Annotated in this window: 9 protein-coding genes and 2 pseudogenes; 7 read left to right on the forward strand and 4 right to left on the reverse strand. The window is 64.9% G+C overall.

The window, feature by feature from the left end; all coding sequences use genetic code 11:
• Window positions 1-76 precede the first annotated feature (76 nt).
• Together Q0579_RS03035 and Q0579_RS03040 are read left to right on the forward strand one after the other, a co-directional pair.
• Window positions 77-3,142: a TonB-dependent receptor gene (locus Q0579_RS03035; protein ID WP_298808956.1), complete on the forward strand. Its 3,066-nt coding sequence runs from the start codon at window positions 77-79 to the stop codon at window positions 3,140-3,142.
• A gap of 75 nt (window positions 3,143-3,217) precedes the next feature.
• Window positions 3,218-4,198, forward strand: coding sequence for a 2OG-Fe(II) oxygenase (locus tag Q0579_RS03040; RefSeq protein WP_298808958.1), 981 nt, complete (start codon window positions 3,218-3,220; stop codon window positions 4,196-4,198).
• Window positions 4,199-4,201: 3 nt separating this feature from the next.
• On the opposite strand, the gene Q0579_RS03045 is transcribed toward Q0579_RS03040, so the two are convergent.
• Window positions 4,202-5,368, reverse strand: a complete 1,167-nt coding sequence (locus Q0579_RS03045; protein ID WP_298808961.1) for a hypothetical protein — start codon at window positions 5,366-5,368, stop codon at window positions 4,202-4,204.
• 295 nt (window positions 5,369-5,663) lie between these two features.
• On the opposite strand from Q0579_RS03045, the gene Q0579_RS03050 reads away from it, so the two are divergent.
• The 5 genes and pseudogenes from Q0579_RS03050 (at window position 5,664) to Q0579_RS03070 (ending at window position 10,433) form a co-directional block, all read left to right on the forward strand.
• Window positions 5,664-6,233, forward strand: a complete 570-nt coding sequence (locus tag Q0579_RS03050; protein ID WP_298808964.1) for a type 1 glutamine amidotransferase domain-containing protein — start codon at window positions 5,664-5,666, stop codon at window positions 6,231-6,233.
• Window positions 6,233-6,982, forward strand: a pseudogene (locus Q0579_RS03055) (SDR family oxidoreductase). The gene Q0579_RS03050 and the pseudogene Q0579_RS03055 overlap by 1 nt, the downstream one beginning before the upstream one ends.
• Window positions 6,983-7,314: 332 nt before the next feature.
• Window positions 7,315-8,103, forward strand: coding sequence for a hypothetical protein (locus tag Q0579_RS03060; RefSeq protein WP_298808967.1), 789 nt, complete (start codon window positions 7,315-7,317; stop codon window positions 8,101-8,103).
• 209 nt (window positions 8,104-8,312) lie between these two features.
• Complete coding sequence (locus Q0579_RS03065) at window positions 8,313-8,765, forward strand: hypothetical protein (RefSeq protein ID WP_298808969.1); 453 nt, start codon at window positions 8,313-8,315, stop codon at window positions 8,763-8,765.
• A 309-nt stretch (window positions 8,766-9,074) separates the two neighbouring features.
• The gene (locus Q0579_RS03070) at window positions 9,075-10,433 is read left to right on the forward strand and encodes a sugar transferase (protein WP_298808971.1); all 1,359 of its coding nucleotides are present in this window, start codon (window positions 9,075-9,077) and stop codon (window positions 10,431-10,433) included.
• Window positions 10,434-10,458: 25 nt separating this feature from the next.
• On the opposite strand, the gene Q0579_RS03075 is transcribed toward Q0579_RS03070, so the two are convergent.
• The 3 genes and pseudogenes from Q0579_RS03075 to Q0579_RS03085 all read right to left on the reverse strand — a co-directional run.
• Complete coding sequence (locus Q0579_RS03075; protein WP_298808972.1) at window positions 10,459-11,262, reverse strand: SDR family oxidoreductase; 804 nt, start codon at window positions 11,260-11,262, stop codon at window positions 10,459-10,461.
• Window positions 11,262-11,690 carry an alpha/beta hydrolase gene (locus tag Q0579_RS03080; protein ID WP_298808973.1) on the reverse strand — a complete coding sequence of 143 codons (429 nt, stop codon included), beginning with the start codon at window positions 11,688-11,690 and terminating at the stop codon, window positions 11,262-11,264. Before Q0579_RS03080 ends, Q0579_RS03075 begins: the two co-directional genes overlap by 1 nt.
• A 58-nt stretch (window positions 11,691-11,748) precedes the next feature.
• Window positions 11,749-12,000: pseudogene (locus tag Q0579_RS03085) on the reverse strand (transposase); the annotation flags it as partial.
• Between the last annotated feature and the right edge of the window lie 55 nt (window positions 12,001-12,055).

Raw genomic sequence — 12,055 nt, forward strand, 5'->3', positions numbered from 1 at the left:
GTTCGCTACCTGTTCAGCTTACCGCTGTCCGTGTCACAAACCTTGAGGTGCTCCCAACCCGAACGCCGTGTCGGCCGTGCCGATCACGACCGTGTCGGCAGCCGAACTGACGCTGACCGCGCGCACCTCGATCGGTGACGTGCTGAACGACCTGCCGCAGCTCATCAGCACGTTCAGCCAGTCGAACTCGACCCGCTTCCTCGGCACCGGCGGCCTCAACCTGCTCGACCTTCGCGGTCTCGGCACCTCGCGCACGCTGGTGCTGGTCAACGGCCGTCGCCACGTCGGCTCGGACATCCTCAACAACGCCGTGTCGGTCGACACCAACACGATCCCGACCGACCTGATCGAAGGCGTCGACATCGTGACCGGCGCCAACTCGGCGGTCTACGGGTCGGATGCGCTCGCGGGCGTCGTCAACTTCCGCCTGAAGAGCAGCTTCGACGGGCTGCTGCTGCGTGGCCAGGGCGGCATCAGCGACGAAGGCGACGCGGGCACCTATTTCGTCAGCGCGACGGCAGGCAAGAACTTCGCCGATGGCCGCGGCAACATCGCGGTCAACTTCGAATATGCGCGAACCGAGGATTTGTTCGGTTTCGATCGCAAGGCTTACCGTCAGAATGATGCGTTCGTTACGACCAATATCGACGCATCGGGTGTCGGCACCAACGGGAACCTCAACTTCGACGGCATTCCTGATACCACCTTTTTCCGCGATATTCGGGTCGGCACCTTCTCTGACGGCGGCCTGATCGCGTTCGCAGGTGCGCCGCTCGGTGCGACTTCGGCCGCACGCTGCGGCCGCGACTATCTGGGTCGTGCGTTCACCTGCAACTACCTGTTCCAGCCGGGCGGCGCATTGGTGCAGCAAAACGGTACGCGCGTCGGCATTGCCAACGGCTCAGCCGCGGCACCCAGCGCCGCACCTGCGGGCTCGTTCATTGGTGGCAACGGCAACACTCGCCGCGAAGGCACGTTGCTCCAGCTCCAGCCGCAGATCGATCGTTATGCAGCGAACCTGATCGGCCACTTCGATGTGTCGGACGCATTCAAGCCGTTCGTCGAAGCAAAGTACGTCCGCGTCGACTCGGTCAGCCTCGGCGGTTCGGGTCCGGCATTCTTCACCGGCTCGACGCTCGACGCCCTGTATGAGCGTCCGCGCCTCGACAACCCGTTCCTGTCGGCTGCGTCGCGGACCTTCCTGACCCAGCAGGCGCTGCAAGCAGTCGCCAACGGCCAGAACCCGAACTCGGGTGCGGCGATCACCGCGGCGCAGGCCGCCACGCTGACGAACCAGATCAACGACGGTTCGTACCGCCTGCTGCTGCGCAAGAACCTGACTGATCTGGGCTCGCGTCGCGAGGATGCGCGGCGTGAAACCTATCGCTTCGTCGGTGGCTTCCGCGGCGATCTAAGCGATCACCTGAACTACGAAGTGTCGGGCAACTACGGCGAGTTCAAGGAGCGCACCAAGGTTCTCGGCAACGTCGACGTGCAGCGTCTGACGCTGGCGCTCGACGCGGTGCGCAATCCGGCCAATGGACAGATCGTCTGCGGCGCTCAGCTCGATCGCAATCGTGCCAACGCAGGTCCGCTGATTGGCACGCCGGGGCAGGACCTGAACGGCAATGCGGCCAATCTCACGGCCGACATCGCCGCCTGCCAGCCGCTCAACCCCTTTGGTGTCGGCAGCATTTCGGATGCGGCACGCAACTATGTGCTGCGCAACACCACCTCGGCCGGCAAAATCACCCAGGTCGACGCGCTGGCGACCATCTCGGGTGACACGGGAGGCTTCTTCAACCTGCCGGGCGGCGGGATCGCGTTCAATATCGGTGGCGAATACCGTCGCGAGACGAACTACTTCAAGGCCGACCCGTTCGTTGAACAGGGTTATACCTTCTACAACGCACTGGCGACCTTCGATCCGCCATCGTTCGAGGTGAAGGAAGCCTTTGGCGAATTGAACATCCCGCTGTTGAAGGATTTGTGGTTCGCCAAGAGCCTGTCGATCGGTGGCGCGGGCCGCGTTTCCGACTACAAGGGCTCGGCCGGCACCGTCTACACCTACAATCTGAACGCCGAATACGCGCCGACCGAAGATTTGCGCTTCCGCGCCAATTACGGCCGTGGCGTACGTGCGCCGAACCTGTCGGAACTCTACTCGCCGGCCGGCCAGAACTTCGCGCCGGGCTTCCTTGATCCGTGCTCGGCCGACAATCTGGGGCGTGGTACGCAATTCCGCGCTGCCAACTGCGCCGCAGCGGGCATCCCGACGACCTACAACTACCAGTATGTTCAATCGCTGGAGATCGTCAGCGGTGGTAACGAGAACCTGAACGTCGAAAAGTCGGACTCCTACACCTATGGTGCGGTCTTCACGCCGCGCTGGGTGCCGGGCCTGACGCTGACCGTCGACTATTACAACATCAAGGTGAAGGACGTCATCACCTCGGTCAGCGCACAAGGTATCGCCAACAACTGCTACGATACGCCGTCGATCCAGGGTAACCCGTTCTGCGCGCAGTTCCAGCGCGTGGCAGCGGGAGCCACCGGTCCGAACGGCGAGCAGGCGTATCGCATCATCGAAGGCAGCCTGCTGCAGTCGGCGCTGAACTTCGCGAGCCTGCGTCGTCGCGGCATCGACACCGACCTGTCGTACACCCGCAACCTGGGTAGCACCCGCGTCACCGGCCGTGTGATCTACACCCACACGCTGGAGGCTGCGAACTTCACCAATCCGCTGCAGCCGAATTTCGGTGACACGTTCAACGGTGAGCTCGGCTATCCCAAGGATCAGGTGCAGGTGAACCTGGGTGCGGACTTCGGTGCGATCACGCTCGACACGCAGTTCCGTTACCTGTCGAAGCAGTCGGTCGGCGCGATCGAGAACCTGATCTCGTATCAGGGCCGTGCGCCGCAGAACCTCGATGCGTTCGAGCCGGCCTATTACCCCGACGTGCTCTACATCGGCGGTAAGATCGGCTTCGACGTCGACGATAAGGGCACCAATTTCTACATCGGTGTCGACAATCTGACCGACCGCCTGCCCCCGCTCGGTGCCACCGGCACCGGCTTCGGCAGCGGCATTTTCGACAATATCGGTCGTCGCTTCTACGCGGGCTTCACGGGCCGCTTCTGATCGACAGTAGGAACCTCGTACCTCAAGCAGGGGCCGGTGTTTTCACCGGCCCCTTTTTTATGCGACGCTGGCTTCATGCAAAACGTGTCCGACACCGCGCAACGCCTGCTCGATCAGGGCCGCATCGCCGAGGCGGTCTCGTTGAATGCGCGCGGTGTGGCGGCGGGTGACGCCGCGGCGTTGTTCCAGCGCGCGATGTGGACGATCATCGGTCAGATGGTGCCGCGCGATTTGCCCGCGGCGCGGCGCCTGCTGCGTGACGCAAGCGCACGCGGTCACGCCGAAGCGCGGCTGCTCGAGATCACGCTCGCCGCCAACGGCACCGGTGGGCCCGCCGACTGGACGAGCGCCATCGCGATGCTTGATGCCGCGGTTGCGGCGGGCGACCCACAGGCACAGCGGTTCCAGCAGCTGCTCGCCGCAATGGCGCTCGCCCCCAACGGCACGCCAGCCCAGCCACCCATCCCTGAGCCGCTGACCGACGACGGCGTTGTCGCGCGCGTGCCCGACTTGCTAACTGCGGCCGAGTGCGCGCATGTCGCTAACAGCGTGCGCGACCTGCTCGCCCCCGCGCTCGTCGCCGATCCGCGCACCGGTCGCATGGTGCCGCACCCGATCCGCACCTCCGACCACGCGGTGATCGGCCCCTTGCGCGAGGATGTGGTGATCCGCGCGCTGAACACGCGGCTGGCGGCGGTGAGCAACACCCCGCTCGGCGCGGGCGAGGCGCTGACCGTACTGCGCTACCGCCCGGGACAGCAGTTCCGGCTTCATTCCGACGTGCTGCCGGGCACGCGCAACCAGCGTGTCGCGACCGTGCTCGTCTACCTCAACGACGATTTCACCGGCGGGGAGACGGTGTTCCCCGACTACGACCTGACGATCAGACCGCGACGCGGCGACGCAGTGATCTTTCGCAACACCGACGCGGCCGGGCGTCCACTCGCCAAGGCGCGCCACGCTGGCCAGCCGGTCGTCTCAGGGACCAAGTGGCTCGCAACCCGCTGGATTCGCGCGCGCGCCTACGATCCGTGGCGCGGACCGGAAGCGTCCTGAACCTCAGGCACCCGGTGCCTGATATGCGTTGGTCACGTTGGTGGTGTTGAGGATACCGCGCGCCGACCGCATCTTCAGCCGCGTGCCGGTGGCATCGCTGAAGTCGTGCACCATCGTGTATCGCTCGACACGATAGATCGGTTCACCCTTGAACGGCGCGTAGCGGCGCTCGGCGACCGCGCCTTGCTTGATCGACAGCCACGATCCAGGCTTTGCCTCCGATTGCGCGACCACCAATATATCGGCAACCGAACCGTCAGGTCGCACGAAGAAGCCCACGTCAGCCCATTCGGGCTTGTCGTTGCTCCCGCCTGATGCGCCGCCACTCTGCGTGGTTGCGGCACCCGCATTGGAGACGTTGAATGTGACGTTAGGCTCGCTCAATAGGAACGCGTCACGCGTCGCCAGCGGCTTTGCCTCGGCAAGCATGGCCGCACGCTCCTTGGGCGATGCCTTGGACGCGGCCAGCTGCAGCTTTACCAGCCGGATACCCTCGCGATACTGCACGATCTCGGGCTCATCCCGCTTGTCGAGCCGCGCCGCCCAGCGATCGGCCGCGTCGCGAAAACGCGGATTGATGCTCGCGAGCGTCGCGTAGAGCGTCGCCGCCTGGAAGATCGCCTCACCTTCCACACCCGGATAGCCATTCTTCGCCGCGCGTTTGACCACGTCCTCGTAAATCTGCCGCGCCGCCTCAATCCGGCCGGTGCGGGTCAGCTGGTTGGCGGTGTCGAGCCGTTGAAGCAGGATCAGCGGATCGTTGGGCTTCAGCCCGGCGCGCAGCGCGTCGGTCGCATCGAACGCGGAAATCTGCGCGGAAGATGAGCGTCCGTCGAGATTGCCGATCGTATTGAGCGCGCGGTGCAGGTCCGATACCGCGAGTGGATAGGCTGCATCCGCCTTGCCTGTGCGCCCGCGCGTTTTCAGCAACGTCTGCCGTGATCCGGCATAATCTCCCGCCAGGAACCGGCGCGATGCGACAACCAGCGCGGCCTTGATCTCCTGGTCAGGTGGGCAGCCACGCGCGACGCACGCATCGAGTGCCACCTGCGCGCTCTCGATCCCGCGCCCGACAACGACGATGTCACCCGTCGGCGCGGCGTCGGCGCCGGGCGGCGTTGATTGCGCCGCAGGGGACGTCGCCTGCAACAGCATGGCCAGCCAGATCATTCACCCTCTCCCGATCGTGCCCGCTCATCGTGACGCCTTTGCACCGCCAGTCGAGCAAAATCACACCGGCAACGCCGACATTACTTACAGCAGGACTTTCCTACACGACGACATGTCGACATAAGTAAGGTGATCGCGCGTGGGCGGGCGTGAGCACGCGCGCCTGTGTAAGCGTTTGACTTCGATGCGTTATTAGACGTTCATTCGGCCCACAACGGAACCACTTACGCGCCCGTTCGATCTTCCCCCGGTGCCTTTATGCGGCGCCCCCTTCCCCAAGATCGGACGAACCAGCATGAAGCTTCAAGGCAAGAAGATCGCGATCCTGATCGCGCCGCGCGGCACCGAGGAACCCGAATTCGCGCAACCCAAAGCGGCGGTCGAACAGGCCGGCGGTCAGGTCACCGTCATCAGCCTGGAGGCGGGCGAGGCGGAGACGTTCAACAACGACCTCGATCCGGGCAGCAAGTTCAGCGTCGACAAGGCGATCGGTGACGTCTCGGCCGACCAGTTCGACGCGCTCGTGATCCCCGGTGGCTGCGTCGGCGCGGATAAGCTCCGCGGGTCGCAATCTGTCGTCGCCTTCGTCCGCGACTTCTTCGCCGCGAAGAAGCCCGTCGCCGCGATCTGCCACGCGCCGTGGACGCTGATCGAGGCCGATCAGGTCCGCGGGCGCACGCTCACCTCGTTTCCGACGCTTGCAACCGACATCGAGAATGCGGGCGGCACCTGGGTCGACCAGGAAGTCGTCGTCGACCAGGGCCTCGTCACCAGCCGCAATCCCGACGATCTGCCCGCCTTCTGCGCGAAGCTGGTCGAGGAATTCTGCGAGGGCAAGCATGATGTCCAGGCGGAGAACGCGTGATGGCGCGCTTCGCCGATAAGGTCGTCATCATCACCGGTGCCGCCTCGGGCATCGGTGAGGGCGCCGCGCGCCGCTTCGCCGAGGAAGGCGCGACGCTGGTACTGGGCGACATCGACAAGGGTGCGCTCGACAAGCTGGCGAGCGAGTTGGGCGGCCGTGAGACCGACGTGTCCGACCGCGCGGCGTGCTAGGCGCTGGTGCAGGCCGCGGTCGACCGCTTCGGGCGGATCGACGTGCTGGTCAACGACGCCGGCGTCGATCACCTCGGCAAGGTCGACGAGGGTGATTTCTCCGAATTCACCAAGGTGATCGAGACCGACCTCTACGGCGTCGTCCACATGAGCCGCGCGGCGATTGCGCACCTGCGGCAATCGAAGGGCTGCATCGTCAACATCTCGTCGGTGTCGGGGCTGGGCGGTGACTGGAACCACAGCTTCTACTGCGCGGCAAAGGGTGCGGTCAGCAACTTCACCCGCGCGCTGGCGATGGACGAGGCGAAGAACGGCGTCCGCGTCAACGCGGTCAATCCATCGCTCACCTACACTGCGCTGACCGCGGGGATGAAGGAGCAGCCCGACCTCATCGCCAAGTTCGAGGAGCGCATCCCGATGGGCCGCGGTGCCGAACCCGCCGACATCTCGGGCGCGATCGCGTTCCTGGCGAGCGAGGACGCGCATTTCATGACGGGCGTGAACCTGCCGGTCGACGGCGGGCTGACCGCATCGAACGGCCAACCGCCGCTGTCGTGATGGCTGGGGGCGGGCTGCGCGTCCGCCCTCATCCTCGCCCGCGGGCTATATTGGTCGGGACCGTCAAACGAGGGCTGATTGCACTACGTAGCTCGGTGACATGGTCAGCGCTGGTGACAATATCGTGTTCTGAAAGCGGCTTATCTGCGGTTGGGCAACGAGCGGCTATTCTGACCGCTCTAGCCTCGTAGGATCGCTTATGAAGTCTTAGCGCGTCCAAGCTGGAGGTGGATGCCATCGGGCATCACGTTGATCGATACAGGGAACGCGAGCCATTCTGGTAACGTTCATCCATCAAGAGCTACGCGCCCCCGACGGATCTGACCGGAACGATGACATCGAGCGCGAACTTTGGCTGGGGCCTGATCGGCGGACTAGTCATTGCCTTGTCCGGCTGCGCCGCACCTGCCGTGCAGCCGCCACCTGTGGTCGCAACCCTGCCCCCGCCACCCCCGGTTATGCCGGCTGGCGGCTATGTCGGCATGAAGATCCCCGCCAAGCGCAGCGATGGCACTTATGGCACACCCAATCTCGACAACACCGATCAGGCCGCTGTCTGGCATCTGCGCAATGCATTGAACGTCGCCGCGCTCGGCTGCGAGCAGGCGGGGGGCGGCGTGACCAAGCCTTACAATGCTTGGATCGTGACGCATGCTGCGGCACTCGACCGCTATTACCGCGCCTATATCCGCGAATGGCAGGAAACCGGCTGGGGTGATTGGGAGCGTGTCTACGATGACAATCAGACACGCATCTACAATTTCTACGCCCAGCCGGCGATGCGGACGACCTTTTGCGCGGTGGCGCGCAAGGAGATCGTAGCGGTCAGCCAGGTCGCAGACGACGATCTACCCGCCTTTGCGCGAGCAGCGCTGCTACGGATCGACCGTCCGTTCGTGGAATTCTACGCGGCATTTGATGCCTGGCGTAACTATTACGACCCGGCTCCACCACCGGTGGTGCGCACAATTGATGTACCTGAAGCTGCATCGGGCACGGTGGCCGAGCCGGTTGCGACCGCGACCGTGACACCGAACAGCGTTGTCACGGTTGCGGCTGATGCTGAGACCGCGCCGGCTTCCTCGCCCGACCTCGCAACGCCTTCTACGCCACCCTCGTGATAACGGCGCGCGTCGCTCGATCGTAACGGGTTGTAGGGGCCTCCTGCGGCAGTTCGCCTACACCTCACGCGTGCCCACCCAAGCTCGCGGGAGTCACAACGACACGCATACACCCTCGTGAATGACCCCTGATCCCGGCAGTGATTGATTATCTGAATCAATCCGATTTTCCGCTTTCGTTCCGCCTCATGCCGACTCATAGAATTGTCATGCCGATCGCGCGTGAGCACCGCTGGTTGTACCCGATCGACTGGCGCGAGCTGTCCGCCTTTATCCGCTTTACGCGCGCACGGGGACGGTGCGAGCATTGCCGGCGACCGCACGGGCGCGACGTGCTTCACCTGGGCGAAGGCTCGTGGTGGGACGAGGACACGGCACGCTGGCGCGACGGACGCGGGCGCGCGCTGCGTGGACTCGCCGCCCCGGCCGAGCTTGCCCGACGGACGCCGGGACTTGCAGGGATCGGCGCACCCGCGGCGCTCCAGGTCACGCGCGTGGTGCTGGCGAGCGCGCATTTGAACCACGACCCCGGCGACAACCGGCCGCGCAATCTCGCCGCGTTGTGCCAGCGCTGCCACATGCGCCATGACGCAAGCGAGCACCGCCGACGCCGCTGGCTGAACGCATTCCGCACACGCGCGATGGGCGACCTGTTCGCGTGAGTAGGTGCTGCGATTACACGCACTGTCCTGCTACTGCCTATACAGCAGGCTAGGTCAGATCAGCGGAGTTCGCTTCCTTTCCCAAGCGAGCGACATCACATGACAATTTTTCCAAATGCATGATGCGACGTGACCGCTGATTTGCGGCTTCCCCTCGGGCCACGCACTGGATCAGCAATCAATTGGTAGGAAAATACCCACGCCGGTGACCGGGTTTTCATGCTGCATCGGCCACATGTGCCCTTTTTGCCACTACCGTCTGGGGCGGCAATTGGCTAGTTCACGCACTCGCAGCAGTAAGTGTGTAACATGTTGGATACCACCGTGACAGGACAGCGGGTTTCGCTGAAGCGTCAGATACGGATGCGGCTTTACAGCGCTATCCTGCTTGTTGACGCAGCAGCGGTATCGCTGGGCTTCTGGCTGGCGCGCTACCTGCAACCGGACACGTGGCAGGACACGCGTCCATTGGGACTGTTCGTCGCAACCATCGTCTTGTTCATGCTGCTGGAAATCCGCAATCTGCGGCCTTCGACGCTCGAACAGTGGCTACGCGGCACCGCGGCAAGCCTGGCGTCGCTGATGGGCGCATTGCTGCTGGCGGTGTTCGTATCCTTCTGCCTCAATCGCGCCGCCTACGTGCCGCGGTTGTTCGCAGGCGGTTCGTTGCTGCTGTCGGGCACGCTGCTGATCCTGTTCCGCGCCCTTCTCGGCAGCATCGGGGAGCGCGCGCTCGGCGGGAGCGCGGTGTCGCGGCTGTTGGTGCTCGATGGCTTGGCCATCGACCTACCGCGCAACGTGGCGACGCTCGATGCGCGCCGGATCGATCCTGGCGCGGGGACGCCGCATCCGTACTTCCTCGATCGGCTGGCGCAGGCGCTGAAGGGCGTGGACGAAGCATTCATCGCCTGCGTGCCCGAGCGGCGCGCCTTCTGGGCCGTGACGATGAAGGGCAGCACGGTACGTACCGAATTGCTGGTGCCCGAACTCGATCAGTTCGGCGTCATCGGCAACAAGCATTTCGCCGGCATCGCCACCGCGCTCGTCTCCACCGGTGCGCTGCCGATCCGCGAGCGCTTGATGAAGCGCATCCTCGACCTCGCCATTGTGATCCCCGCGATCATTGTGCTCGCCCCCCTTCTGCTCGCGGTGTTCATCGCAGTGAAGCTCGACAGTCCGGGTTCTGCCTTTTTCGTGCAGCCACGCGTCGGTTACGGCAACCGGCTGTTTCCGATGTTCAAGTTCCGCAGCATGCGCGCCGAATTGTCAGATACCGCGGGCGCACAGTCGACCTCACGCGACGACAAGCGTGTGACGCGCGTCGGCAAGCTGATCCGCGCGACCAGCATCGACGAGTTGCCGCAACTGTTCAACATCCTGCGCGGCGACATGAGCTTCGTCGGCCCACGTCCACACGCGCTGGGGTCACTCGCGGGCGACCGGTTGTTCTGGGAGGTCGATCCCCGCTACCATCACCGCCACGCCTGCAAGCCTGGGCTGACCGGGCTCGCGCAGGTGCGCGGCTTTCGCGGTGCGACGCACCGGACCGAGGATCTGACCAACCGGCTCGACGCCGATCTCGAATATACCAACGACTGGAGCGTCGTACGCGACATCCAGATCCTCGTCGCAACCTTCAAGGTACTGGTCCACCGCAACGCCTTTTGAGCGGCGTTGCGGCGGAAGCCATCCCTTATGCTGGGATCGTGAACACCGACCCCGCATCAACGCGCACGCCCGCGCCGGTGATGAAGCTCGCGCGTTCGGAACACAGGAAGGCGGCGACCGAGGCGACTTCCTCGGGGCGGCCGCGGCGGCCGAGCACCATGCCGGGGCGTTCTTCCTTCAGGAAGCTGTCGATCGCCTCGTCGAAGCTGGTGCCCTTCTCCTTCGCGCGCTTTTCCATCATCTTGTCGGTCATCGGCGTCGCGATGAAGGCGGGCGAGACGGTGTTGACCAGCACGTTGTCGCAGCCGTACGCCTTCGACAAACCTTTGGCCAAGCTCAGGATGCCGGCCTTGGACGCGCAATAGGCGAGCTCGTCGACATAGGGCTGCACCGCGTCCTCGGAGGCGAACAGCACGATCCGGCCCCAGCCCTTCGACTGCATGGCGGGGATCGCCTCGCGGCACATCCGCACCGCGCCCATCAGGTTGATGTCGAGCGTTTCCTGCCAGCCGGCGTCGTCGACCTCGAGGAAGTCGCCCGTCGCGCCGGTCACTCCCGCCGCGTTGACGTAGATGTCAGGGTCGCCGAGGCGCTCGCGCACTTCCTGCCACAGCTTCTTCACCTCATCGGGCTTCTGCACGTCGGCCGCGACCGCGATCACCTCGCCGAGCGACGACAGTTCCTTCACCGCCTCGCCGATCGTGTTGTCGCCCTTGTCGGTGATCGCGACGCGGCACCCCGCCTCGAGCAGCAGCCGCGCGGTTTCCTTGCCCATGCCGGAATCGGCGCCGCTGACCAGCGCAGTACGGCCCTTGATACCCAGATCCATCAACGCTCTCCTTTGAATGTCGTGTGTTCGACGTGACCCATGATCAGCGCGGCGAGTGCCTCGGGCTGTTCGTAGGGGATGAGGTGTGCGGCATCGGCGACCAGCTCGACGCGGGCGTGCGCGTAATGCGGCACGTTCAGGCGGCGCTGCGCATCCTCGCCCAAATCGCCGTCCTCGGCACCCGCGACGATCAGCGCGGGCGTGTCGATCACCCCTGCCCGCTCCGCCCAGTCCTCGCGGGCGCCCTCTTCCAGCCAGCCGCGCCACGCCGCGGGTGCGCTGCGGCGCACGTCGGCGATCGCCTGCTCGGCGAGCGGCTGCGGCAGGGCATGCGCGGTGTTGGCGGAGACGAACTTCTCGGCCTCTTTCTCGCTCGCGGCACCGTCCTCGAACCAGCCGAGCATCTCGGCGCGGCGCGCCTCGTCCATCGGCTCGGGCGCGGGCGGCGACGCTGAGCAGCCCCCACCGGGTGGTCCGGGTTGATAGTTAGTGCATTGTCGTCTCCGCCGCCATTGCCGGTCGGAGGTGGAGCGAAGCGGAACCGGAGGCCGGCAATGGCGGTGTCGCCGCTTCCGGGGCGGGTGGCCGATAGCCGAGGCTGCTGTGCGGTCGGGCAGTGTTGTAGTGACGCCGCCACGCCTCGATCAGCACCTTGGCTTCAGCGAGGCTGTAGAAGATCTCGCCGTTCAGCAGTTCATCCCGCAGCGAGCCGTTGAAGCTCTCGTTGTAGCCGTTCTCCCGTAAGCGTCCGGTGACGGCGTCACCTCAAACGGGCCGGTAGTTCCACGGCAGC

The sequence above is a fragment of the uncultured Sphingomonas sp. genome, assembly GCF_936927845.1.
Taxonomy (GTDB): domain Bacteria; phylum Pseudomonadota; class Alphaproteobacteria; order Sphingomonadales; family Sphingomonadaceae; genus Sphingomonas.

What these genes read in the sequence shown, in the direction of transcription:
- Q0579_RS03040 (WP_298808958.1), top strand. Translation starts at nt 3,218, where the DNA reads ATGCAAAACGTGTCCGACACCGCGCAACGCCTGCTCGATCAGGGCCGC.
- Q0579_RS03045 (WP_298808961.1), bottom strand. Translation starts at nt 5,368, where the DNA reads ATGATCTGGCTGGCCATGCTGTTGCAGGCGACGTCCCCTGCGGCGCAA.
- Q0579_RS03050 (WP_298808964.1), top strand. Translation starts at nt 5,664, where the DNA reads ATGAAGCTTCAAGGCAAGAAGATCGCGATCCTGATCGCGCCGCGCGGC.
- Q0579_RS03060 (WP_298808967.1), top strand. Translation starts at nt 7,315, where the DNA reads ATGACATCGAGCGCGAACTTTGGCTGGGGCCTGATCGGCGGACTAGTC.
- Q0579_RS03065 (WP_298808969.1), top strand. Translation starts at nt 8,313, where the DNA reads ATGCCGATCGCGCGTGAGCACCGCTGGTTGTACCCGATCGACTGGCGC.
- Q0579_RS03070 (WP_298808971.1), top strand. Translation starts at nt 9,075, where the DNA reads ATGTTGGATACCACCGTGACAGGACAGCGGGTTTCGCTGAAGCGTCAG.
- Q0579_RS03075 (WP_298808972.1), bottom strand. Translation starts at nt 11,262, where the DNA reads ATGGATCTGGGTATCAAGGGCCGTACTGCGCTGGTCAGCGGCGCCGAT.
- Q0579_RS03080 (WP_298808973.1), bottom strand. Translation starts at nt 11,690, where the DNA reads ATGGACGAGGCGCGCCGCGCCGAGATGCTCGGCTGGTTCGAGGACGGT.